Origin of the sequence: Streptomyces minutiscleroticus, from assembly GCF_014650875.1 — a bacterium.
GTDB lineage: Bacteria > Actinomycetota > Actinomycetes > Streptomycetales > Streptomycetaceae > Streptomyces > Streptomyces minutiscleroticus.
The window spans coordinates 365,491-390,919 of sequence record NZ_BMVU01000001.1 but is presented as its reverse complement, the minus strand read 5'-3'; the positions used below and the strand labels follow the sequence as shown (position 1 = coordinate 390,919).

Below are 25,429 nucleotides of genomic sequence, written 5' to 3'. Positions count from 1 at the left end.
TGAGTCGACCGTAGCCTGCTAGAACGGGCCGCAGAGGCGGCCGGAGGTAGTTAGAGGAAAACCCTGGTTCGACTCTGGATCGACCCGGGTTGAGGCTGTCGCTGACCGTAAACAGGAAAATGTCTGTGACGAGGACAGGCTCCAGTGCGCCACATCGGCGGCTGAAAGCGGTTTCGTGGCAGGGCCGCGGCCATGTGATCGACATCTCACAGCTCTGATAGCACGACTGCCGCTTTCGCGCGGGCTGCCATGGGGACGCCTGCTCCCGGTGGAGCCAGGTGGCCAAAAAGGTGTCCACGACAGCCATCCTTGAGAGCCCCGATAGGCACCAGGCCAGCTCAGGCAGCGGTGGACCCTGAAGATCCGGATGGCGGTTCATCTGGTCTAAGCAGATCAGTGCTGCGGTAAGCGGTCTCGTCGGCGTTTGGCGGGAGAAAACGGCTGGCCTTGCCGCTCCAGGTGACGATGAGCTCATCCCGGGCCCGTGTGGCTGCGACGAACACCAGGGAACGGGCTCGCTGCTCCTCTTGCCGGTAGCGGTCCGCGTTCGCGAGCTTGTACTGCTCGATGCGCTGGTGTGGCACCTGCCCCTCGCCGACCGAGGTCAGGAACACACGCTGGAACTCCAGTCCCTTGAAGCGGTACATGGTGCCGATACGAACCGCATCGATGTCCGACCGGACACCGTCCTTGCCGAGTTCCACGACCGGCAAGCGGAACTCGCTGACGAAGACGTTGGCGAACTCCTGGGCCGAAGCACCGTCCGGAACGGCGACAGCCATCGCCGAGTACAGCGTGCCGTACGTGTCGTGACGCTCTCTGATGAGGGTGGCGACAGCTCGCATCTCGGTCCGCCGGTCCGGAGCACGCCAGAACTGGGGTGCGAGACCGGTCAGTACGGATCGGTAGCCGTCGAGGGTGTCACTGCCTGTGTCCAGGTCGTCGAAGGACTCACCCTCGATGAGACGGTTGGCGCTGCCCAGGATCTGCCGGGTGGTGCGGTAGTTGAGAGTGAGACGGCGTGAGGCGCGGCCGCGGATCTCGATGCCGTGGTGGCTGAGGACGACGCGGCTGCCGTAGATGCGCTGATGGGCGTCCCCGGCCAAGAAGATGTCGTTGGGGCCTTTGCGGACCATCGCACGCAGCATCCGCCAGTGCGAGGCGGACAGGTCCTGCGCCTCGTCGACCACGATGTGCTGATAGCGGGGCTTGAGCCACATCCCGCTGCCCGCCTCCCGGTGGACGAGGTCCAGGCCGCCGTGCTCGTCCTTGTAGCGGGCCTGCTCCTCAACACGAGCCATGCGGTGCTGCTCGAGTCCGGCCGCCTGGTCGGCGATGAGCGCGTACGTGGTTCGCCGCTCGGCGTCCAACTGGGCCCGGTAAGCCTGTACGAGTTGCCACACGTCGTGGCGCTGGCCGGTGCTGATGCGCGGGCGTCCCGCACGGGTGACACGCCGGTAGAAATCCCAGGAACCGCATCGGTGGGCGAGGATCACGTGCTTGAACTCGGCGTCGAGGAAGTCCGCTTCGTACTGCAGCAGGTCCGTCTCGGTACGCACGGTGTGCCACAGGTCCATGGCAGCGTCGTCGTCCAGGGGCAGGCCCACGTTCAAGCTGGACTCCTGGACGACCTCGCGGGCGAGCGCGTCGACGGACTTGATGTCGACCCGGCGCAAGAGGTCCTCGCCCAGCTGACGCAGTCTCTCCTTCAGATCGAGGGCGAGGTTGGTGTTGTAGGTGGTGAGCAGTACCGGACGCGTGTGCCCGGGTGGCAGTCTGTCGACGAGGTGGCGGACGCGATGCAGGGCGACGACCGTCTTGCCGGTGCCGGGGCCGCCGGTCACCTTCGCCGACCCCTTGAAGTTCGTTGAGGCGATGCGGTGTTGCTCGGGGTGGAGGAACAGTCGCCAGGCGTCGAAGCTCCTGCCCAGCGCGTCGAGAACGGCATCGTCGTCGGTTTCCGCCTGGGACACGGCACGTTTGGCCGCCCGCGCCCAGTCGTCGGTGTTAACCTCCTCGTCCGCGCGCCACTGGTCCGTGATGTGCCGCCGTACGTCCTCCGGGTCCATACGGTCGCGCAGGGCGAGGAGGACGTCGCGGGTCAGTTCGGGAAGGTTGTGAGTGAGCAGCTCGTCCAGCTGCTCGTCGGTGGTGACCTTGTCGAGTGCCGACAGCAGGGAGGGGACGACACCGAGGTCGACGAGGGTGCGGTGACCGTACCTGGCGAAGAGCGGGGTGGCCCGCTCGGTGAGAGCGACGACGTTGGCGCTGACCTCGCTCTGGTCGACGACTTCGACCCCGCCCGAGACCGGGTTGATCTCCACAGTGAGCCGCGCGAGTTCGTCACGGGCTCGTGCCCCGTCTCGCACCGCCAGGACCCGCATCTCGTCCCCGCCGTCCGTCGACAGCAGCAGCACCATGCAATGGCTGTCGGCGCGCGCGACATGCAAGTCCCCGTTGTCCCCGGCCTCCCGCAGGAACGACAGCCGCAGGGCGCGGTTGTTCCGGTCGGCGCGCAGGCGTTGGACGAGATCGGTGACGGCCTCCGCCACGGCCGGGCCTCGGCGTTCCGCGTCCGCGTGCGCCTGCCGGTTCACCTGGACCCGTGTTCTGCCACGCCCGGCCGGACGCCCCGCCCCGTGTCTCATCGCACGCCCCCCTCCTCACCCAGCATGCGGGCGAGTTCCTCCACGTCCCAGGCGTCCGGTGCACGCACCTGCCACCCGGCCACCGCGCACTGCGCCATGTACTCGGTGTCCTCGGCGTCCTCCGCCAGGACGATGCCGATCTTAGGTCCGGGCCAGGCCAGCTCGACCGTGCGAGGCAGGCCGTCGACGTCCCAACTCGCCCTGCCCGGTGGGGCATCACCCAGCGCTGCCAGCCGCGCGGCCAGGGCGGCGACCTCCGGGTCGCCCCACTTGGTCAGTTCTCCCAGGAGCAGCTCCCATGTGGTGCGCTCCACCGGAGTCATGTCCTCACGGGCCACCCCAACGGCAGGCCGGTTCTCCACCAGCTCGGGGGGCGTGGCGGCGATCGGCTCAGGCTCGTCGTCCGGTAGAACCAGTCCCGTGCCCGGGGCCTCGTTCCTCACTGCCGCGAGCAACCCGCTCACCGGCCCCGCGGTCACCGCGAGCAGTCCGGCATCGAAGTGGTCCAGCGTGGTGCGGGCGAGCGCCAGCCCGTCGGCCAGCCCCGCCCCCGCCGGGTCGAGGAACTGGATGATGTTCCCCCAGCACAGCCACGCCTTCCAGCGCCGGCGATGCTCGGCCCGGTCCCCGGCGACGGCTTCCGGCCGGTCGTCGAGCACGGCGAGGGCACTCCACCGCCACGCCTTGCCGTCGGCCCGTCGCGCCCCGACCGCGACCAGCGGCAGCCCCGAATCGTCCCGGAAGGCAAGCAGCTTCAACCCCTGACCCGAGGTCGGAGGAACGGTGTCACCGCGGAGGGCCGCCTCGATCCACGGCACCGCCGAGGCCGGGTCCGCGTCGACCAGTTCCCGCCTGCGCAGCACGGCGGGCACGCTCACCGCGAGCTGGGCGAGCTGCTGCCACTTGCCCGGATGGGGATCGCGCAGGAAACCGAGCAGGGCGGGTACGGCACCGGCGAACAGCAGCCGGTCCACGTCGGCGGGATCGCGCCGTGCTTTGCGCCACTGCTCGCGCACCATCGCGCCAGGACCACCGACCGACGTCACATCGTACGGCGGCCAGGCAGCATCGGCCGCGTCGCCCGCGATGACGGCGGCGAGCGGGTCGGCGGGGGCATCGGGGCCCGGTGTCCCCGCGCCCTTCAGAGCACGGTCCCAGACGACGACGTCGTCCCAGGTGATCTGCCAGACGAGTATCCCGTCGGCGCGCAGCCGGGCGCGCTTGGCTGCGTCGGAGGCGATCCGGTTGGCGTGGGAGGAGGCGTGCCAACGGTAGCCGTCCAGGTAGACGGCGACCGGGAGCGGGGCCGCCCCGTCACTCGTCCTGTCTCCAGCGACCGGTCGGAACAGCAGGTCCGGGCGGGTGCGGTAGCCGTGCAGGTCCTTCTGGGCCACCACCTCCCAGCGGACCTGGCTGCCGTCCGGCCTGGTCAGCGTGAACTGTTTGCCGGGTCGGCCAGTGGGCGTCGAGGCGTGGTCCGCCGCAGCGCCGTTGTCCTGGCTCGCGAGCCAGCGGTCCAGGCATTCGATGAAGCGGCGTTCGAGATCGCTCTCCGCCTGCTCGGCGAAACGGAGTCGGGCATCGGCCGCGTCCTTGTCCTCCTTGTGGAAGTCCCACCCACTGCGGCCGTCGGCGCCCAGCAGATTGTCCAGCATCCACAGGGCTTCCTGCCGGTCGAGGAAGGGATACTCCCGCTCCGGGGCATAGCCGAGCAGGCAGCGATGACAGGCGCGCCGTGCGGTGTCCCGGCACGGGCACTCCCGCAGCGCCCGCTGCGCTTCGGCGAGGACCAGCCTGACCTCCTCGCCGTCGCGCTCGACGAGGCGCTGGAGATAGCCGGTGCCGCCGGGCAGGGCGTCGTACAGGACGAGGTAGTTGCGGGTGAGCTCGGTCTCCCGGTCGGGTTCGGTGGCGGGTGCGGAGCGGATGTGCGCCGGGTCGCCGCCGTAGCGCAGCGCGAGGCCGAGGTGAAGGGAGGCGGCGAAGGAGGCGAGGCGTTCCGGCACGTTCAGCGTGGCGGCAGGCAGCAGGATACGCAGGGCCTCTGTGCGGTGCTCGGTGGCCGTGATGACCGGGATGTCCTCCGGCTCGGCCTGCTTGTCGCGGCGCCGGGTGGGGCACCAAGGACGGTGGTGGGCCAGTTCGGGCCGGCCGAGCAGGGACTGGCTCAGCGACTCCTGGACCGGGGCGCGGCCGGGCTCGCGGTCGGTGGCGCCGCCGCAGCGCGGGCAGACGGTGAAGCCGGTGATGGCAGCAACCTCGGTACCGGCGAAGTAGGTGCCGTTCGGCCTGCCGTGCCGCCGCCTGCCCAGGTTGAAGCGGCGGATGACCGCCTCGCGGACGTGGTCCACGCCGAAGGTGGCCTTGTGGTGCCGCCAGCTCTTCTTGATGTTGCCGGGGGCGATGTCGACGGCGGTGACGGTGGTGTACGGGGTCTGGTTGCGGCTGTCGTGGTCGTCGACGATTCGTGCATCGTCCCGCTTGTCATGGGCGGTGACCTTACGGGGCACGACGACCCGGTGCAGGGCGTTCCGTCCGCCGATGCCGGGGCCGCCGCAGCGCGGGCAGGGCGAGGTGTCCTGCGCGGCGCCCTCACCGGTGCGTACGTGACCGCACTCCTTGCACACCCGCCAGGTGCGGAGCCCCACCGGCATGCCGTCGGCGGAGTCCTTCCGTGTGGGGCCCAGTTCGAAGCCGTCGACGACATGGCGGTAGCCGCGGACGTAGTAGGCGTTGCCCGGGGCGAGTTCGGTGAGCGCGGCTTCGGCGGGCCGGTCGTAGACGCGGGGCTCGTTGTTCCAGCGGACCTTCGGCTTCTCCGTCCCGTCCGCCTGGGCCGCATCCGGCGTACGGGCCTTGCGCGGTGGCTCCTTGTAGGTGAGCTGGGCCTCCAGCCGGACGCCGTCCTCGACAAGGCTGTAGTTGGGCAGCAGACCGTGTTCGACGAGGAAGCTCTGGGCGTCCGCCTGGCTCATCTTCTGCAGGAGCTGGGACACGCCCTTCGCCTCGCGGATGAGATTGCGCCGCTCGCGTGCCTCGTCCTGCACGGGCTCCTGGAGTGAGTCGGCCGCGTCGTTGATCAGAGCGCGGCGCCGGGCGAGTTCGGCCCGTTCGGCCTCCCATGCCTTCCGGGCGTCGTCCAGCCGCTCGGCCAGCTTCTCGGCCGCGTAGCGCCGGAGCGTCTTCCGCGCGTCGGACGAGGCTCCGGAGCCGGGCACGCCCTCGATCTGGGGGAACAGGTCCAGGAAGGTGTCCGCGAGGTCGAGGCGTCCCTTCGTGGCGTCCCGGAACACCTTCAACCAGCCGGTGCGGCCCACCAGCTGGGTCACTCTGTCCGGCAGGGGCGGCACCCCTTCCAGTGCGCCACGGGCCGCCCGGTCGATCAGGTAGGCGGTGTACTGGCGGCAGAGCAGCTCACCGGCCGACAGGAAGCAGCCGGGCGGCAGGATGGGACCGGCGATGAGGTTCTTCGGTTCGGCGAGGTGGTACAGCGCGCGGGGGCTGGTGTCGGCCAGCGTGACCATGAACGCGTTGCCGGTGGAGCGCCCCGCGCGGCCGACCCGCTGGACGTAGCCGGCCGTGGACGGCGGCAGGGAGGCGAGGATGACGGCCTCCAGCTGTCCGATGTCGATACCGAGTTCCAGGGTCGGTGTGCAGGACAGGACGTTGGGGTCGGTGTGCAGGACACCGCGCCGGAAGCCCTTCTCCACCTGCTCCCGCTCCTTGCGGGTGAGAACGCCGGTGTGTTCGGCGGCGACCACGCTGTACGGCTCGGTCTCCCGGTACAGACGCCGGTAGTAGTCGGAGCGGTAGTCGCGGGTGGCGCGCCCGCCCACGTCCGGTGAGGGGCGGGTGAGGGTGCCCTCGCAGCGCTTCAGCGGACAGCGTGTGCCCTGCCAGACCGCGGCCCGCTCCGGCGGCACGGTCTGGGTCCAGCCGCACTCGGGGCAGGTGAGGGCGGCGCGCGCGGTCTGCTCGTCGTCCAGCGGGCGCACCCGGATGTGCCCGGGGGTCAGTCCGTAGACCCCGGCGGTGTCCGACCTGTCCGCCTGATTGGTCCGCCGCCGGGCCAGTGCGCCGATGTTCTCGCGGGACAGTTCCCGCAGCAGGACCGGCACATACTCCTGTGCCGCGTCCCGGTCCAGGCCGAGGCACCGCTGGGTGAAGTCCACGTACCAGCTGTCCCGGCTGTCGGCCCGCTCGAAGTCGGTGCGCCCGCTGCGGGCTCCGGCGAGGACGAAGGCGGGGGCTTCGGAGTTGCCGCCGAAGGCTGGCATGCCGGGAGCGCGGAGGGTGGTGAGGTGCGGGTAACGGCCGCGGCCTTCCTCGTCTATGAACGTGTCCAGCCAGACATGGTGGATGCCACCGGTCTGCCGGAGGTGTTCCAGCAGTCCGCGCACGTAGCCCTCGAAGTAGCGCAGGCGCTCCGGGCTGTTCTTCTCCGGAAGGACGACGCCCGGTGTTCCGGCATCCGCGTCCGCGGTCCCCGGCAGCGCCTTCCCCAGCTGGACCTCGAAGAGGGCCTCGGCTGCCTCGGCAGCGGCCCTCGGGTTGGGCAGATGCACCTCGGCCGCGACCGTGCGGGTGAGTTCCAGTGTGCGGCCCAGGCGCGAGTGCAGGCCGAATTCGAGGAGGGTGTTGAAGGCGAGGCGCTCACCGACCAGCTCCCAGGTCGACTCCGGGATGCGTTTGCGCCCCGCGAGGAGGCGCTTGACCGGGTCCATGTCGTGCAGGTCGGGCGGTACGACGGAGGCGAGCAGCCGCTCCTCGGGGACAGCGGCCCGGCTCACCAGGGAGGAGATCAGCTCGTTCAGCGGGACACCGTCGGCCGTGAACGCCTCGTTGTCCCGCATGCGTGCGGACAGCTGCTCATGGATGAGGGAACGCAGGGAGAACTTCCATGAGCGGCTGGCGACGAAGCCGGCGCGGTGGGCCGCGTCCTGCACGGAGTCGTTGAAGATCAGCGTCTTGCGGCGGTCCCGCTGCTGCTCGTCCCGGTCGGGCAGCTCCTTGCCGGTGAACAGCTGGGTGACGACCACCGAGGCGAGCGGGGCGACACCGGCACCGAGGAAGCGGATGCCCTGGGACTGCCCGCAGGCCGGGCAGCGGTCCTGCTGGGCGTACTCGCTCTGTTCCTGGTTGTCGAACCAGGTCCACACGTACACGCCGTTCTCGGGCGCCGGCGCGATGCTGTCGTCGGCGCGCAGGACCTCGTCGGGGTCGAGTCGCCGCAGGGCCCTGCCGTTGTCCTCCAGGACCAGCAGCGTCGCGTCGTGCGCGGCGCCCCGGCGGGCGCGTCGGGCGGCCCGGCGGGCCAGCGTGGCCCGGGCCTGTTCCGCCGCCTCGGCCGGGGTGGCGGCGATCATCGCCCGCACCCGGCCCTTTGCAGCGCCGCGGGCGACGCTGGCACGGTAGATCTCGTCCGGATCGTGCACCAGGTTCTGCGGATTGCGGTCGGGGCAGATCGCCGCCCAGCCGGAGCGCCCGCAGTGGCGGCAGTAGGCCGCGGGCAGCCGCCCGGAGCGCTGCACACGCCGCCGCCGCTCGGTCTGCGCGGCCACGGCCACGGCGTGCTGCTCTGCGTCGGCACGGTCCTGCCCGGCACGGTTGCCCTCGGCGAGTGCGGCTTGCTCGGTGTCCGCCCAGGAGAAGACCGGCTCGGGCGCGACGAACCGCAGCACGCGGGAGAGCGCGCGCAACCACAGATGGGTCTCCACCAGCAGCAGCGGCCGGTCCTTCCCGTCCGGTGACTTCGGCTCGCGGGCCACGGAGACGAGCGCCACGAACCTGGCGAGAGCGGCGGCGGCGGTCTGCGGGTCCTGTACGGCCACGGCTCGCCAGGCGGACGCGTCCGGGAACGCCTCCAGCGCCTCGGCGGCGGTCAGCGGACCGTCCTTCGCCCGCAGCAGCGCATGGGTATAGGGGTGGGCCAGCAGCCGTCGCCCCAGCTCGCGCGGATCCGATGTGTCGCAGTCGACGGTGGCACGGGCGACGGCGTCCAGCCCGTCGGGGGACCGCGCCGGGTCGGGCAGGCCGACCAGTTCCTGCGGGCTCGGCAGCGGCAGCGAGTGGTCGACCGGGGACAGGAACTCCTCGAGGTCCCGCCGGTCCTCCCCCACCACCGCGTCGTCCGGGAACCGCGTCCCGAACACCTGCGAGGCCACGCCCAGCATGGCCCGGGTGCCGCCGACCGAGCTGCCCGACCCGAGGGTCGCGGAGGTCGCCACGGGGCAGATGGACCCGAGCGGCCGCCCCTTCTCGGCGGCGCCCACGACGGCCGCGAGGCGTCGCAGCAGCATGGCGACGTCCGTGCCCTGGGCGCCGTCGTACGTGTGGAACTCGTCGATGACGACGTACGCGAGGTCGGCGTCCCGCCACAGCGGGGCGTCCTGCTGCCGCTGGAGCAGCAGGTCGAGCATCTTGTAGTTGGTGATGAGGATGTCCGGCGGGTTGCGGCGTATCTCGGCGCGGTCCACCTCCACGCGCCCGTACGGCGAGCTGCCCCGCGCGGACGCCTCGCCGATGTACAGCCCCGCCGTGACCTCGCTCAGCCGGGGGTCCTTGTCGAGCAGGTCGCCGAGCCGGTCCGCCTGGTCGCCGGCGAGCGCGTTCATCGGGTACAGCAGGACGGCCTTGACTCCGAACCGCCCGGCCGCCTTCGCCCGCCGGCAGTGATCGAGGACGGGAATGAGGAAGGACTCGGTCTTGCCGGATCCCGTGCCGGTGGTGACCAGGGTCGGCTGCGGCCGGTGCCCGTCCTTGCTCGTCAGCCGGGCGAACGCCTCGGCCTGGTGCGCGTACGGCACCGGGAAGTCGGCCGGATACCAGTCCAGGTGCTGCTGCCAGCCGTCTGCCGCGGGCCGGAAGGGCCGCCGCAGGCGCAGGTACGGCCCCCGGAAGAGGCCGTCCGCCGGGTCGGTGAGGAAGGCCTCCAGGGCGTCCTGGGTGTCGGGCTCGGCCAGCGCGAAGGTCGTGGTCAGGTACTCGACCGTGGTGTCGCGCAGTGTCTGCGCGGCCAGTGTGGGTCTCATGACGCGCTGTGGCCCCCGTCTTCCGTTCCCGTCCCGTCGACCGATCAGAATCGATCACGTTCCACTCTACGGCGGAGGTCCGACAACACCGCCGCGTTCGGCGGGATCGGTGGACGGGAGGCCTTCAACAGGTCATGGGAGGCTCAAGGACCGAGGTCGATGACTCGTACGGGCTGTCCCTCCCAGACCTCGGGGGCGGCGGTGGCGATCACCGCCCCGCTCGGCCGTTCCGCCGTGGGCTCGGCGGCGTATCTCGTGTGGGCGGAACCCCACGACGTCTCCTGCGCCACAGCGAGCGCGGCGGGTAGGTCCAGATCGAGCACCGTGATCCCGGGGAGTGCGGCGAGGTGCTCCGCGGTGCCGGGCCGTACCCGGTCCGCCTCGACCAGGGCGCAGGCCGGGGCATAGAGGAACCAGCCCGCCTCGGCATGCGCTCGGTGGATCAGCCGGGACGCGAGCACGTTGCCCTTCCCGGCCGCGATCATCGCCGTCTCGTCGAGGACGATGTGCAGAGCCTCGGTCACCGTACCCCCGCCTCGCCGAGGCGCCGGTCCAGCTCGGCGTCGAGAGCCGCCTGTTCGGTGGCGCTCGGGTCGTACCCGTTCCACTCCCGCAGGGCGGCACGCGCCTGCTCCGCACGAGCTGTGCGCTCCTCCGGGGTGAGGAGCGTTTCCGCGAGGTGGGCGAGGTAACCGCGCAGGGACAGTCCCTCGGAGGACGCTATCCGGGCCAGCCTGTCGCGGGCTTCGACGGGGATGCGGATGTTGGCGTCGGACATGCGGGGTCTCCTTGTACGAGTTACGGGATCGCGCTCGCCTCCACAAGGATATGGGTACGGGTACGTACCCGTCGAGCGTTCAGGAGAGCACGGTGGCGTCCAGCAGGTATTCCGCCCAGACCGTCTTACCCGGCCCGTCGGGGCGGGGCTGCCAGTCCCAGCGGACGGCCAGGCGGGACACGAGGAGCAGGCCGCGGTTTCCCTCATCGAGGCCGGCGCGGCCTTGGGCGAGTACGGCGGGAGCGGTGCGGCGCAGTGGCCGCTCGGCGCGGGTGTCGGTGACCTCCACCCGGACCGTACGGCCGTCGGGTGCCGTGTCCAGGCGGAAGTGGAAGTCGCGGCCGGGGACGTGTCCGTGCTGGACGGCGTTCGCGGTGAGCTCGGCGACGATCAACGTGAGGTCGTCATGGGAGCGGGTGCCGTAGGGGATGCCCCAGGCGTCGAGGCGCACGGCTGCGAGACGGCGGGCGAGGCGGGCGCCGCGCGGGGAGGAGGTGAAGCGCATGCCGAAGGTGCGACCTGGGCCGGGGGCAGCGCTGGTAGCCAAGTGATCTCCGGGCGAGCTGAGTCGAGAGGTACTTGTGGGGTTGGCGGGTTCACTCGTCATGCCGCCAACGATCCCTTTGGTTGCGTAGCGTGAACAGCGGTGACGCACTGACGCGGCCGGGGTGTACGCGCGGTGCGGTGACGTGTACGAGGCGCGTGGCGTGACGGTTCTCCCTGTGAGGGCGTTGGGCCGGGGAGGCGGGTGGTCAGCGATGACGGAACGGCTGGAGATCGAGGCGGGCGTGAGTCTCGGGGACGGGTGGGCGAGCGACGACGGCTCCGGCCCTCGGGCGGCGGACAAAACCAGTCAGGGCGTCGTCACGGCGTTCGGGCAGACCATGAAGACGCTGCGGTTGCGGGCCGGTCTCGACCGGGCGGAGTTCGGCAAGCGGCTCGGGTACTCGGCGGCGACGATCGCGTCGTTCGAGCAAGGGCGGAGAATCCCGTCCTCACGGACGATCGACCGGGCGGATGAGGTGCTGGGGGCGGAGGGATTGCTGTGCCTGTGGAAGGAGCAGGTGGAGCGGGCGCAGTATCCGGTGTTCTTTCAGGGGATGGCGACGTTGGAGAAGGAGTGCATTGAGCTGCTCATGTACGACGCCCACGTCATCAACGGCCTGCTTCAGACCGAGGAGTACATGCGATCCCTGCTCGCCATGCGCCGTCCGCCTCTGGACCAGGACACCGTCGAACAGCGCGTGGCCGCACGACTGGCTCGGCAGGACATCTTCGACCGGCGCCTCGCGCCGTTGCTGAGTTTCGTGATGGATGAGGCGGTCTTGCGGCATCGGTACGGCGGCAAGGGAGTGCTGCGGGGACAGCTGGAGCATCTGCTGTTGGTCGGCCACAAGCGCAACGTTGAGATTCAGGTCATGCCACTGGAGTGTGAGGACAACGCGGGCGTGAATGGGCCGTTCACGGTAGTCACCCGCAAGGACGGCAAGAAGTTCGTGTATGCCGAGAATCATGCGAACAGCACTCTGGATACCGACCCAGAACAGACGGCTCTCGCCGCCGCTCGCTATGGGATCATCCGATCACAGGCTCTCACCCCGCGAGAGTCACTGGATTTTATTGAAGGGTTGCTGGGAGCGCTATGAACAACGCTGAGTCCTCGACCGTCGTATCCGGCCTCGCCTGGTTCAAGAGCAGCTACAGCGGAACCGAGGGTGGGCAGTGCGTAGAGGTCGCGGCCAGTACGGCCGCCGTGCTCGTCCGGGACTCCAAGGCCGTCGCCGGGCCTGTCCTCACGGTGTCGCGTGAGGCATGGGCGGGGTTCGTCGGCTTGGCGGTGTCGGAGTCGCGCGTCTGATAGTCGTACGTGCGCGAGAGCCCTGCCGCTTCCTTCCAGAGGACGGCGGGGCTCTCGTGTGTACACGCGGTCAGCTCGCCTCACGCAGGCGACGGCTGAACTCGTCGTGGGCGGCGCGCATCTCGGCCCTGCGGTGGGCCCGGTAGAGGGGACCCGTGTAACCGTCCGGGACCTTGTAGTCCTCCGGGAAGTTCTCCGCTGAGCTCAGCTGCTTCCATGCGTCCTTGGGCTGGCCGTACCCGTGCTGCTGGTGTGCCTTCGCGATACGCCGACCCGTGGCGTCGAACCACATGTTCTCCTCGTACTGCTGAAGTACGGGAAACCTGGCGTCGTACATGGCCACCAGCTCAACGGCAGTGATGCCGAGCCATACTGCGACGAGGGCATCGATCTCGACAAGGGCGGCGCGACGAGAGAACTCCGTCCGCAGAGGGGTGTCACGGGTCCAGGTGGGCCCGACGCCCTGGGTGAGCGGGGGCGTGTCTTCGGGCCAGGCCTTGCCCGCAGCCCAGGTGTCCTTCTGCCAGGCGGGATCGTACAGCTCCTCCCAAAGTCGGGCATAGGCGTTGGTCTGGCAGTTGAGACGGAGGGTGCGGAGGAGGAGAGCCCGCTCCAAGGGATGGTCCGAGGTGGGCGCGGGCATGACCTCGGCCTCGCCCTTTTGCAGGTCTGAACGGCCGGTGGCCCGCAGGAAGTAGTCCAGCGGCAAGGATGCCCAGAAACCAGCCATCAGTGCGGTCTCCCGACTGGTGGCCAGCACGGCACTGTGCATCATGTGCACGTGCGCCGGTCCAGGCGGGATCAAGGCAGCGAAGAGACTGCGCTCCGTGTTTGAGGCGATCTGCCGCCGCCAGGCCACCCGGTAGAAGCGGGAGTACGGCCGACTCGCCCAGCTCCAAAGAAGCGCCTCGCGTTCGTCCTCCTCGTCGGTGATCTCATGGAGGACGTCAGCCACTCGTTCGTCCTTCCGCAAATCACCATGCAGCTCCGCATCGGTCCAAGTGCGACGAGCGAGAGCCGCATAGTAGTCGCTCACCGAACAAGTGGCAGAACGACGGTAATTCGTACGTGGCACCGCGTCTTCCGCCAGGCTCAGGTGGTCCCAGGACTCGTAGTCACGCATGCTCTTCGAGCCACCCTCGGGGGGCTGCTTGTGGTACGGCGTCGCAACGCTGATCAACGGGCCCTGGAGTATGACGTCATGCCAACTGTCGACTGGCCCAGGCGCCCAGGTGAAGTAACCAGCAGTGCGGTCATTCTTCTCATCGAAGCCCCGGCTGATGCGCGGTTGAAGTTCGGCAAGACGGTATGGCCACCTCGCGAGCGCCCGGATAGCCGCCTCTTCTGCCTGCGTGACCGGATACAGCAACTTGGCCTGCTCGATCGGTGGCGGATTCTCCTCCCCCGCCAGGGCACGCCACTCGGTGAGACGTGCCTGGTCCACCGTTACGATGCGCTTGCTGTGCGGGCGCAGGTCCCATTTACCGCCGTCCTTCACACCCGGCAGCGAGCCCTTGCCGTCATGGCGAACTGACTTGACCAACACGCTCGGATGCAACAGCCAACTCATGTGCTGGAAGTGGATGACCTCCTTGTCCTTCCCGTACACGTTGACACTGAAGTGACTGCTGTTGCCCACCGGATTGGCGAAAATGAGCAGCTCGTTGGTGAAGTCAGCGTGAAACCGCAGGTGCCGGTAGGCCGCGCGTCGAAGCTGTCCTTCCTTCGCTCCCGTCAGGTGCGTTGACGGATGGATCAGCCCCGCGATTCCCCGTTCGCCGACGGCTCTCCACCCCACCAACATGAACGCCCGATAAAGATCCGGCTGAGTCCCCAACAGCTCCGGATAGGTATCCGCCGACGCCAAATAGCCGGTCATGGCCGCATGCCCCGCCAACTCACCCAAGAACGCCGACCGGACTCCAGGCCGCCCCATCACCTCGGCTTTGCGCTCGTCCCAGGCCTCGTTGCTCGGCTTCTCGGCCAGCTCGAACCATGGCTCGAACTCGGCGAGGACCCCGCTCTCCTTCCACTCCTGCTTGACCCACGGCGGATTCCCCACCATCAGGTCGAAGCCGCCCTCCACGAAAACATGCGCGAAGTCCAGCTCCCAGTGGAAGAAGCCCCGCTCTCTGGCGACCCGCTCCACGGTCCCGTACCACGGGAACGTATGCCCGAGGTCCGCCGGCCGGGTCCACGCCAGGCCCGTGATCATCTTGCGGTCGAGCTCACGCTCCTTCTCGTCCAGCTCCTCAAGATCTTCGACGCCCTCGAAGGAAACAATCGAGACCTGCTTGCCCTCCTCCGCGAACGCGTCCTCGTTCCCGACCACGGCCTCCGCGAACTCGATCCAGTCGTCGAGGGACTTGAGGGCGACCCGCCGGTCGGGGTGGCCCTTCTGCAGCGCGGTGAGGTCCTCGCCGTGCGGGGCGTACTCGAACTGGTCCGTGCCGTCGAGCAGACCGATTTCCTCAAGCGGCCAGAACCACAGCGCACACCACGCGTCCATGAGCTGCTTGAGCCGCCAGTAGGGGCTGCCCTTGCGGTGCAGGGCTTCCAGGACCGCGTCCCGGTCCATCGGCGCACGACCGCGCTGGCCGTCCTGCGGAACCGCCGCACCCCACACGTCCACGTGCCGCGCGATCTCTTGCTCGGAGAGCTTCAGCCGCATAACGACCAGTCCCCACAGGTATTCGACACGTCGGGCGAGCTTAATCAGCCGCCCTGTCTGCGTCGTCTTCCCCGGCTCCCAATCGCCGTCGGACGTAACTGCGGCCTTGCCCGAGTCAGCACCGCGACCGGTACGGTCGGCACCACCACTGTCCGCCAAGGCAAAGTCGAACGACAGCGGCTCCCAGATCTCCAGCCCGAGATCGAACGTCCCCTGCCCCGACTCGGCGTCCCTCTCGGCCACCTCTTCCAGCGTCGGGGCGACCTTCGGCTTCGCCGTCCCCGTCCTCTTCGGACCGCCCTTGGGATTGCGCCGCATCGCCGAGCGCCACTTGCGCAGCGCCTCGACCAGCTCCGGCTCCAGCCAGTCGACGACGTCGCCGTCGACGACGGCCTTGACGGTCTCCTCCGGCGTGCCCTTCTTCAGCGTGCGCAGGCCGACCTTCTCACCGATGGAACCCCAGCCCACCGCGGGGAGCAGGAACTGGTGCACCTCGCGGGCCCTGAGCTTCTCGCCTAGCGGCACGTGCCGCGGTTTCTGCGGGTCCTTGGACGTCAGCCAGCCGCCCTTGCTCAGGGGGTTGCCGGGGTAGACCTTGCGGGACGCGCCGATCAGCGAGTTGCCCCGGTGGAGGTGGAGGCCGTACCAGGGGGCCTTCATCCCCTGGTACATGGTGTTCAGCCAGAGGGAGATCTCGGCGAGCTCGACGGCCGTCTCGTTCAGGTCGACGCCGTACGCGTTGTGCAGGGCGATGTACGCCTTCACCTTCTGCAGCTCGCGCTGGTAGTCCTCGGGGTCGAGCTCCACGCCCCGCTCGCGCTGGGCGAGGCGCAGGTACAGCTCGGCGAGCTGGTTGACGGCCTCGTTGAGGAACGCGCCGGAGCCGAGGGCCGGTTCGCAGACCCGCCAGCGCAGCACGTCGGCCGCGTTGACCCACGCCTTCTCCGGCTCCTTCGGGTCGACCTCGCCCCGCTCGTCGAGGCGGAAGCGCAGCGTCTGTTCGACGGTGGCCTGGGTGAGGGACTCGGGCGTGTAGTAGGAGGCGCTGGTCTGACGGTCACGGCCGGCGAGACGGTAGACGTACGAGCCGACCTTGTGCGGGACCGGCACGGGCCGACCGGTCTCGGGGTTGATCTCCGTGCTGACGAACACGCTGTCGTCGGGACCGTCCGGGTAGCGCCCCGAGGCGACCTGGCTGGCGCGGATCAGCCAGGAACCACCGCTGGGGTCGCCGCCCTTGGCGACCTCGTACAGCGGCTCGTCGGCGATGAACCCGGTGTACGACATCAGACCCTCGTACACGGCGCCCAGATGGTTGATGCTGAGGTTGGCGTACGAGATGAAGCCGCCGCGTCCGCCGCGCCGGCCCTCGACGACGGTCAGATTGCGCAGCACCTGGTGCAGGACCTTGTTGCGCAGGCGCAGGTCCAGGCGGCGGGGCTGGTCGGCGACCGTGCCGTCGGAGGCGATGTCGTCGGGGTGGGTGATCTCCTGGTCGACGAGCTTTATCGACCTCGGGTCGAAGAGCCGCGACTTCAGGGCCTCGATGCGGACGCCTTGGTAGCCGTCGTCCTCGGACAGCTCCGCGCTCTCGGCCGGGGCGTCGTGCAGGGCATCGCGGGAGGTGATCGTGTCGGCCACCGGGTGACCTGTGAAGACCTTCTCGCACAGCAGGGCCAGGGAGTCGTGGAAGTGGTGGCGGTCGCGGGAGGCGCTGGACAGCTTCTCCTGGACCGCCAGCTCGCGCAGGCGGGCGACGCTGTAGCCCTGGACGTACTCCTCGCTCTTCATCGGCAGGATCCCCAGCTCGGGGCGGGCCTCGGCGTAGAGCAGGAAGAGGATGCGGTAGAGGTAGCGCAGCGACTCCTTGGTGAGCAGGCGCGGCAGGGCGTCCCGCTCGGCGAGCGCGTCCGGGAGCCACTCGGGCAGGTCGTCGGGCTTGACGCCCTGCTTGTCGGCGAGTTCCAGGACCTCGTTGGCGATGAGCTGGACGGACCTTTTCAGGCCCTCGCGCAGATCGCTGGTCACGCCCACGGAGTGGTCGCGGGACTCGGCCACCAGGCGCGCGATGTCGTCGTCGCCGCCGTCCCGGGCCGGGCGCAGGGACGGTGCGCCGAACAGGGCCGCGATGACGTCGAGTTCGCCGGCCGTCGCCCCCTTGACCCCCTTGCGGGGCAGGGCGGTCTCCAGGCTGACCGCCAGATGGCGGCCGCGCGCGTAGTTCTCCCGGTCGGCGAGGACCATGACGCCGCCGAAGAGGAGCAGCAGATAGCGGGGCGCGTTGTCGGCGGCCAGCAGCCAGGCGGCGAGGTCGGTGACCGTGGTCAGGGTCTTACCGGAGGCCACGCGGACGGGCACGGCGAGGCGGTTGGCGGAGCCGTCGCCGCGCGTGCCGGCGATGTCGTCGGCGAAGCCACCGGTGAGTACAGCGATGCCCGGTTCGCTGTGGAGGACGGGCACAGCGACGGGGCCGGCGGCGCTGTGCACGGTGAGGTGCCCGGGGCGGTGCGGGGCGAAGCCGAGCGCATCGAGGGCGCGTACGTGCCAGGCGTGCAGGCCCGCCCGCCACTGGCCCTCGGGGTCGTCGCCGAAGGTGCGCGCGGCGGGGCCGGGCTGGAAGGCCGGTGGTTCCTCCATGCCGCTGTGCGCCTTCAGCGCGTCGGTCGCCGCCTGCTGGGCGGCGATGCCCTGCGGGTCGGGCAGTGAGTTGAACTTCTCCGCCTCGCCGCCCACGGTGAGCCGTACGTCGAGATAGGGGCCGGTCAGGTCCCGCAGGCCCTGGCGGGGCGTGGGGCGGCCCTGGCGCTCCTCGGCCGCCCACTCCTTGAGCCGTCCGCCCTTCAGCTGCTTGGGCAGGATCTCGTCGAGGTAGAAGGGCGGGAAGTATTCGCCCTCGTTGATCAGAGCGTCGAACTTCACGCTGGCTCCTGTGGTCATGAGCTCGGCTCCAGAGCGGCCAGGACCCGGATCATCGGGTCGCCGGTCGTGCGCAGCCGGGTCGCGGCCGTTTCGAGGTTCTCGGCGGCCCGTTCGCGGGCGCTGCGTCCGCCGGTGAAGCCGGGCAGTGGCTGTTCCAGCCAACGGCCGACCTTCGCCTCGTACTTGCGCAGCGGCTCGTCGACGTGTTCCTCCGCCTGGGCCCGCAGCCGGTCCATCTCACGGCGGGTGGCGGCCACGGCTTCGGGGACGAGCCGCTGGAGGGCGGCCGGGTCGCCCTGGGCGAAGTGGTCCGGCATGTCCGGGCGCAGACCGAACTCGTCGAGGAGCGGCCTCGTCAGCTCGCGGACCCGGGGCTTCTCCCCGGGCCGGTCCAGCCGGTCGACGGCCAGCCAGGCCACGACCGTCGGTCGGCCGTCCTCGTTGGACCACACGCCCTGGGTGAGGAAGACGGGCTCCGGCACCCGGGCCCGGTCCGCCTGGATGACGTAGGCCCGCTGGCGGCCCAGCTGCACCAGCACCTTGTCGGTGATCCACTCCAGGACGGGGTGGAGTTCTCCCACGTAGTGGGCGTCCGGCCACAGGGAGGTGGAGTCGGCGTCCTCCCTGGCCCGGCGCAGGGAGTCGGCGGCGTCCTCCCGGCTGAAGGTGAGCTTCATACGGCGGGTGATGCCGTGGTCGCGCAGATAGCCGGTGGGCAGGACGTCGAGCCGGTCGGCGAGGTCCTCGGGGGTGTCGAAACTGAGGTCGTGGCCCGCGACGGTGGTGTCCAGCCGGAACGCCTCCAGATCGGCGAGCTCCTCCAGTCCGGCGAGGACGTAGTCGCGGCGGTCCGAGAACAGGCGCAGCTCCTCCACGACGCGGAGGGGGGCGCGGTCCGGGTCCTCGGCCTCCCCGGTGTCGGTGTCCCCGTCCGGGATCACGGCCGGGGCTTCGTCCGCGGGGTCGTCATCGAACGAGAAGCCCGCGTCCTCCTCGAACGCGTCGTCGAAGTCGAAGGCGGCCTCCACGTCGTCGTAGGGGTCGCCGCCCGTGCCGAACTCGGCGTTCAGCTGCTGGGCGAGCGGCAGGTCCGCGGGCGTCCGCCCGGCTTCCAGCTCGTCCAGGTCGTCCATCGACACGGTCTGAAGGCCGTCCAGGGCCTGCTGGGGCGGTTCACCCTTGAGAAGCGCCTCCATGACGCGCTTCTCCTCCAGTGCGCCGTCGTTCATTCTCGTCGCCGCCTCGACCGCACCGAGGACGTCGTGCACCCGCTCCTCGCGGGTGAGGACCTTCTCGGCGATGTGGGTGTCGTCCAGCGCGCCCTCGACCGCCGACTGGAGGATCATCGCCCGGAACTCGGGCGGGCGGGTCTGTCCGTACCGGTCGATACGGCCGTTGCGCTGCTCGACCCTGATCAGGCTCCACGGCAGGTCCCAGTGGATCAGGTGGTGGCACTGGCGGTGCAGGTTGACGCCCTCCGAGGCGCCGTCGCCGGTGAGCAGCAGCCGGATGTCACCGCCGGCGCGGGCGAACTCGTCCACGTACTCCTGCTGGACCCGGTCGGAGACGCCGCTGCTGTGCAGGACCTTGACCGCGGCCTTGGCGTCGTCGGGGTCGGTCCAGCCGAGCAGCGGCGGAAGCACCTCGCCGAGCCAGTCGAGGGTCTCGCGGCGCTCGGAGAAGACGACCGCCCGGGTGGGGCTGCCGGGGCGCACCTTGATACGGCGCAGTTCGTCGACGAGCCCCTTGAGCTTGGAGGTGGCGCTCATCCCCTCGGGCCCCTTCGCCGCGCGTTCGATGGCGCGCGCCAGCTCCATCAGGCGCAGCAGGCTGGCGGCCTCCGCGGTGCGTTCCTCGATGTCGGAAAGCAGGGAGTCGGTGATCCGGTGCCGCTCGGGAAGGGTGTGGCCGGTCTGGGTGAGACGCTTGCGGGCCGTGGCGAAGAGGGCTCGGTGGGAGGAGAGGAAGGACTTGAGCAGGACGTAGGGGAAGAGCCGGTCGTCGGCGGCCACGTGCTTGTCCGGCCGAACCAGCCAGTGGTCGGCCAGTTCCTGGAAGACCTCCTCCTCCAGCGCGTTCGCCCGGCAGCGCAGAGGGTGGGAGCCACCACGCGGGGCCCAGTGCCCGGAGAGCTGGTCCGCGACCTCGGCGCTGACCTTGGTGCGGCGGATCATCAGGGGCTTGAGCTCTTCCGGCTTGGGCTTGCGGGAGTCCTGGATCGCCATGGGGTCCAAGAGCCGGATCAGGCCGGTGAAGGCGGGCATGTCACCGTTGTGCGGGGTAGCGCTCGCCAGGATCAGCGCGTCGGTGTTCTCGGCGAGCAGGTCGGCGAGGGCGCGGCGGTCGCTGCCCTGGTTGATGAGGTTGTGGGACTCGTCGATGACGACCGCGTCCCAGCGGATGTGCTCCAGCCACGGACGGTAGCGCCTGGGGTTCTTGAGCGTGTCCATGGAGATGATCACGCGCTTGTAGTACGTGAACGGATTGCGGCCCGCGGGGATCTTCCGCTCGATACGGGCGATACCGGCACTGTCAAGGCGGACCAGAGGGAGGGAGAAGCGGGTCCACATCTCGTGCTGGAACTGTTCCAGGACGGGGGCGGGGGTGACGACGAGAATGCGTTCGCCTCGCCCGCGCCGGATCAGCTCACCGAGGATGACACCGATCTCCAGGGTCTTGCCGAGGCCCACGACATCGCCGATCAGGAGGCGCGGGCGCAGCGGGTTGGCCAGGGCCTTGGCCGCCGGGCGCAGCTGGTAGTCCATGCGGTCGAGGAGGAAGCCGTCCGTGAGCGCCAGGCGCCGCTCTCGCTGGGGCAGCGGCGTCTTGCGGAGGACGGCCTCGAGGAAGAGACGACCGCGGCGGAAGTGCGGGGAGCTGTCGGCGACGAGTTCGGTGTTCTCGGGGAGGAGGACGCGCGGGGTGTCCATGGTCGGGACGAGAAACTTCGCCTCCTGACCGCGGACGAGATCGGAGGCGCCGACCGCCTCGACCAGAAACTCTCCGGAACGTACCTGCTTGTGGTTGCGGACCATCCATTCCTCGTCCCGTACCTCGATCACCGAGCCGACGGGCGGGGGGCCGTCTAGGGCAGGCATGGAGGGTCCTCTCAGGTGGTACGGGTCGTGTCGAGGGTAGCGCTGTGTGAGTGGGGCCGAGGGAGCCGTCTGTGAATCCGTCACGGCTCGTCACCTCAACCCCGTGCTCTGTGAGCGGGCAAGCGTGCCCGTTGCTTACAGATCTCCTCGGCGGGCGTAGCGCTGCCGTAGGCCGACTGCCACCTTCTGCGCGGTGCGCGGTGGCGCTTTCGGAATCGAAGGCTGCGGCTCCGGGTTCTGATCCGCCGGGTGCGGGGGCGGGATGCGGTAGCTCGCCGGCGCGGGCTCCGGTTCCGGTGCCGGGCCGGGGGCCGGGTCGGCAAGGGTCGGTGTGTAGCCGTCGGTGCGGTCCGCGGCTTCTGCCGCCCGCTCGATCTCGTCCGTGGTGACGATGCCGAAGAAACCCAGGTCCATCTCGGGCAGGGTGGTCTCGATCGCCTGCCGGGCCAGTTCCTGGACCTCCGGATCGACGTCGTCACTGAGGGCTCCGGCGGGCAGCTCCGGGGCCAGTTCCGCGGACCCGACCAGCTCCCTGAGCTGTTGCGCCGCGGTCTCGGGCGGCAGGTCGGCGTCGCTGAGCAGCGTCATCAGGCTGTCCTCGACAGCGTCCAGGCTGGGGCGCTGAGCCGGAACGCTCACCAGGGTCTTGGCGAGCAGAGGCAGAAAGCGTGCTTCGATCCCGTCCCACACGGGCTCCGAGGTGGTCGGCCCGTGGGGGTAGGGCGGCCTGCCGGTCAGGGCGAAGAAAAGTGTGGCAGCGAGCGTGTAGACATCGGCGGGCCGGCTGGCGCGCTTGGCGTCCCGGTACTGCTCCCACGGCATGTAGGCACGGGTTCCCATCCTGGTCCCGGTCTTCGTCAGAGCCTCGCTGGACGCCCGCTCGATCAGGACGGCGAGCCCGAAGTCGAGCACGACGGGACCGTCCGGGCCCAGGACCACGTTGTCGGGCTTGAGGTCGCGGTGCAGCAGGTTGGCTCCGTGGATCGCGCGCAGGGCGTCCACCAGAGCCAGTCCGAGCGCGACGTAGGGGCCCAGGCCGAAGGTGCCGGCCTCCTTCACCACGGTGGTCAGGGACGGCCCCTTGATGTAATCCATGGCAAACCACGGCCGGCCGTCCGCCGGGACCTCGTCGAAGGCGATCAACGCCGGCACCCGGTCGCTCACCACGGCCCGCACGGCGTCGATCTCCCGGCCGAACCGCTCCCGGTACTGAGGGTCGCCTTCCAGCAACTGCGGCTGGATCATCTTGACCACGACAAGGCGCGACACCTCGCCTTCGGCGGCCTCGTCCGGCGCAACCATGTTGTACGCCGAGGCCAGTTGGTTCGAGTAGCCCTCCAGCGGGATCCTGCGCGCCAGGTAGGCGACGCCCATGCCGCCCTGACCGAGCTTGCCCAGCAGCTCGAACGGGCCCACCACCCGCGGGTCGGTCGCGGTGTCCAGCGGCTTCATCGGCGCTCTCGTACCCCCACCCCATACGTCACGTCTTGCACCTCAGTACCCGTGCTGTCGATCAGTCTACGGGCTGCACACGAGCCGGACAGGCGTCTGGAAAGCACTGCTTAAGACAGGCCAAGTGGCCGATATGCACCGGCGGTTGATCGACTCTGCTATAGGGTCGCGCCACGCGATCGCTGGTTCAGCGGTATTCACGGGGAGGGACGGCATGCGGGCCTGGGTAGTGCGTGCGGGAGCGAACGGGGAGCGGGAGCGGGTGGCTCTGGAGGAAGGTCTTCTCGTCGCCGGCTGGGACAGGCTCCGGAGTGAGGATCTCGCCGGTGCGGCCACCCGCGACTCGATCAAGGCGGCCGTGGCCGCCGCCTATCCCGACGAAGGTCCGTACACGATCGGAAACTGGGCCGGCCAGCTCTACCGCTTCGTCCACGAGATTCGGCCCGGTGATCTCGTCGTCTTGCCGCTGAAGTCCCTGCGCGTCGCCATCGGCCGGGTGAGCGGCCACTACGAGTACCGGGCCGCCGCCCCCGACGGCATGCGGCATGTGCGGCGGGTGCAGTGGCTGGTCAAGGACCTCGACCGGCAGATGTTCCAATCCGATCTGCTGGACAGCATGGGATCTCTACTCACCGTCTTCGAGCTCAGCCGGTTCGGGGCGGCGGAGCGCGTGGCCGCGCTGGCCGAGGGAAAGCCCGACCCGGGGCGGCCCGACGCGGACGAGTTCGCCGCCACCCTCACCGAGCCCACCAAGCTGTACGAGGAGGTGCGCAGGCGCGGCGCTGAGGAGCCGCTGACCCTTTCCATCCGGGACTTCCTCGCCGTATGGGGCGTCCAGCGACGTCATCCGGCGGCGAGCGAGCAGATCATAAACGACCTTCAAGCCCGGGGCCTGGTCACCGTCCCTCCGTTCACGGAAGGCACGCTGGACAGCCAGATCGCCGTCCTGGCAGGAGGGGCCGAGCCGGACGAGTCGGGGACGAGCGCGGTGAGCCGGCTGTCCGGCAGCGCGGTGCAGTCGCCCGCAGTACAGAGCGCCGCACATGCCGCAGGTCATCTGCCGGAGGACGAGACCGAGGCCGAGACCGTCGCCTACCGGGTGAGCAACCTCGACTCCGCCAACCGCATGCCCGAGTGCGTTCGCGTCGGAGACAGCCTCCAGACCGCTATCACCCTCATGGTCCTGCGCGGCTACAGTCAGCTGCCCGTCCTGGACCCCGACGGGCGGCTGCGCGGCGTCGTCAGCTGGGAGTCGATCGGGCGGGCCCGGATGGCTGACTCGAACGCCGGTCTCGACGCCGCGACGGCACGGGGACAGGAGGCTGACCGCTCCGACGACCTGCTCGATTGGATCGGGGCCATCCAGCAGTCCGGCTACGTCGTCGTCCGCGACCACGAGCACAAGGTCTGCGGCTTGATCACCGCCGCCGATTTGACGGTCCAGTTCGGTACCCGCGTGCGCCCCTTCGTTCTGGTCGAGGAGATTGAACAGCGCCTGCGCCGGGTGGTCGACAGGTGTCTTCCGCTCGACCGGATCAGAGCCGCGGTGCCCAAGGGACTAGCTGCCAGAGTGCGATCCGCCGCGGACCTCAGCTTCGGGGCGTACAAGCACCTGCTGAAGGTTCCCGAGAACTGGGCCGCTCTTACGTGGAGCATCGACCAGGAGTATTTCCTGACAGCCCTGGAGGAATGCCGCAACTTCCGCAATGACTTGATGCACTTCAGCCCCGACCCCGTGACCGACGAACAGCTGGTTCCGGCTCAGGGGTTGCTGGAGCTGCTCCGCTCGCTCGACCCGCAGGTCTAGCACTTCGGCCCGACTACAGCTGAGGGGCAGACGAGTCGGGCTGTACGCCGGGTTCTGTCGCCCGGTCGCCTCGCGGCGGCCGGGGAGACGGCCATCCATCTAGGACCGGTGTTGCCACCGGCCTCGTGCGGTCTACCCGCGAACTCGGGCGGGCAGCCCTCGATCGTCCGCGCAGAGCGCCTTTCACGGCGCTCCTTTTGACCTTGCTCCGGGTGGGGTTTACCTAGCTGCCCAGGTCACCCTGGGCACTGGTGGTCTCTTACACCACCGTTTCACCCTTACCGAGGACCGAGGTCCCCGGCGGTCTGTTTTCTGTGGCACTGTCCCGCGGGTCACCCCGGGTGGCCGTTAGCCACCACCCTGCCCTGTGGAGCCCGGACGTTCCTCGGGAGGGTCCGAAGATCCTCACGCGGCCGTCCGCCCGGCTCGTCTGCCGTGCTGGACATGGTACCCGGCGGCCGCCACCGGCTCCTCCCCGGCCGTGCGGCGGGGCTCAGAGGAAGTCCGAGGTCTCCAGGTCGAAGGCGAAGGGCTCGGGGAGGGCGATCGGTTTGCCGAGGGGCATCGTGCAGTGCTGCCGGTAGTCGTGTCCTTGCGGGTCACTGAACAGCGTGACCGACGAGGCTCCGCGGTCGACCAGCAGGTACAGCGGGATGCCGCCGCGGGCGTGGCAGCGCCGCTCGGCCTCACGGTCGGCCTGCGGCCGGGTGGAGGTCACCTCGACCACCATGGCCACACCGTCGCACGGCATCCAGGATTCAGCGGCGGCGAAAAGGTCGAGTTCCACAGGAGCGAACGTGACGTCCGGGATCGTATGACTCCTCGGGCCGGCATCCGCACTCCTGAGCTTGAGCCCCTTGTTCCCGGAGAAGTCCATGTCGGTCCGGGACCGTTCGATCACTTGCCGCACCATCCGGCTGATGTACTTCTCGTGGTCCCCGTCCGGCGGCGGTGTCACGACGATCTCCCCCTCGATCAGCTCGGCGCGGAAGCCCTCCGGGGTCTCCAGCGCCAGGAAGCCCTCCAGCAGGACGTCCGCCTGCGCGAGCGGTTCGTGCGCAACAGCGGTCATGTCACGCTCCTTCCTCGGTCGCCGATCGGACTGGGACATCCGTGCACCTGCCGTTCGTCGGACGGGAGCCGTTCCCACGACCGTGACACAGGATC

12 protein-coding genes and 1 other RNA gene are annotated in these 25,429 nt (G+C 69.7%); 3 read left to right on the top strand and 10 right to left on the bottom strand.

All coding sequences use genetic code 11. The annotated features are described in order from the left end of the window. Positions 1–338 precede the first annotated feature (338 nt). The 5 genes from IE271_RS01525 to IE271_RS01505 all read right to left on the bottom strand — a co-directional run bounded on the left by IE271_RS01525 (position 339) and on the right by IE271_RS01505 (position 11,064). A complete protein-coding gene (locus tag IE271_RS01525; RefSeq protein ID WP_190188247.1) occupies positions 339–2,552 on the bottom strand; it encodes a UvrD-helicase domain-containing protein in 2,214 nt (737 codons plus the stop codon). Positions 2,553–2,644: 92 nt separating this feature from the next. Beyond that, positions 2,645–9,679: a DEAD/DEAH box helicase gene (locus IE271_RS01520; protein ID WP_190188246.1), complete on the bottom strand. Its 7,035-nt coding sequence runs from the start codon at positions 9,677–9,679 to the stop codon at positions 2,645–2,647. A 143-nt stretch (positions 9,680–9,822) separates the two neighbouring features. Beyond that, on the bottom strand, positions 9,823–10,203 hold the full coding sequence (locus IE271_RS01515; RefSeq protein ID WP_190188245.1) for a PIN domain-containing protein: 381 nt from the start codon (positions 10,201–10,203) through the stop codon (positions 9,823–9,825). Beyond that, positions 10,200–10,457, bottom strand: coding sequence for a hypothetical protein (locus tag IE271_RS01510; protein ID WP_190188244.1), 258 nt, complete (start codon positions 10,455–10,457; stop codon positions 10,200–10,202). Before IE271_RS01510 ends, IE271_RS01515 begins: the two co-directional genes overlap by 4 nt. Before the next feature lie 79 nt (positions 10,458–10,536). After that, positions 10,537–11,064 carry an ATP-binding protein gene (locus IE271_RS01505; RefSeq protein WP_190188243.1) on the bottom strand — a complete coding sequence of 176 codons (528 nt, stop codon included), beginning with the start codon at positions 11,062–11,064 and terminating at the stop codon, positions 10,537–10,539. A gap of 151 nt (positions 11,065–11,215) precedes the next feature. On the opposite strand from IE271_RS01505, the gene IE271_RS01500 reads away from it, so the two are divergent. Continuing rightward, positions 11,216–12,103 (top strand): helix-turn-helix domain-containing protein, encoded by an 888-nt coding sequence (locus IE271_RS01500; RefSeq protein ID WP_190188242.1) that lies wholly within the window; start codon positions 11,216–11,218, stop codon positions 12,101–12,103. Next, entirely contained in the window at positions 12,100–12,315 is a 216-nt protein-coding gene (locus IE271_RS01495) for a DUF397 domain-containing protein (protein WP_190188241.1), read from the top strand. The genes IE271_RS01500 and IE271_RS01495 overlap by 4 nt, the downstream gene beginning before the upstream one ends. Positions 12,316–12,385: 70 nt before the next feature. Here IE271_RS01495 and IE271_RS01490 read toward each other — a convergent pair whose 3' ends face one another. From IE271_RS01490 to IE271_RS01480, 3 genes are all read right to left on the bottom strand, one after another. Further along, positions 12,386–17,923, bottom strand: a complete 5,538-nt coding sequence (locus tag IE271_RS01490; protein WP_190188240.1) for an Eco57I restriction-modification methylase domain-containing protein — start codon at positions 17,921–17,923, stop codon at positions 12,386–12,388. Further along, positions 17,920–21,003 (bottom strand): DEAD/DEAH box helicase, encoded by a 3,084-nt coding sequence (locus IE271_RS01485; protein WP_190188239.1) that lies wholly within the window; start codon positions 21,001–21,003, stop codon positions 17,920–17,922. The genes IE271_RS01490 and IE271_RS01485 overlap by 4 nt, the downstream gene beginning before the upstream one ends. Before the next feature lie 135 nt (positions 21,004–21,138). Beyond that, the gene (locus tag IE271_RS01480) at positions 21,139–22,455 is read right to left on the bottom strand and encodes a serine/threonine-protein kinase (RefSeq protein WP_190188238.1); all 1,317 of its coding nucleotides are present in this window, start codon (positions 22,453–22,455) and stop codon (positions 21,139–21,141) included. A 133-nt stretch (positions 22,456–22,588) separates the two neighbouring features. On the opposite strand from IE271_RS01480, the gene IE271_RS01475 reads away from it, so the two are divergent. Continuing rightward, a complete protein-coding gene (locus IE271_RS01475) occupies positions 22,589–24,262 on the top strand; it encodes a CBS domain-containing anti-phage protein (RefSeq protein ID WP_268256166.1) in 1,674 nt (557 codons plus the stop codon). Between the two features lie 27 nt (positions 24,263–24,289). On the opposite strand, the gene rnpB is transcribed toward IE271_RS01475, so the two are convergent. Beyond that, an RNA gene (gene rnpB / locus IE271_RS01470) (RNase P RNA component class A) lies at positions 24,290–24,691 on the bottom strand. 64 nt (positions 24,692–24,755) lie between these two features. Further along, the gene (locus IE271_RS01465) at positions 24,756–25,334 is read right to left on the bottom strand and encodes a Uma2 family endonuclease (RefSeq protein WP_190188236.1); all 579 of its coding nucleotides are present in this window, start codon (positions 25,332–25,334) and stop codon (positions 24,756–24,758) included. Positions 25,335–25,429 lie beyond the last annotated feature (95 nt).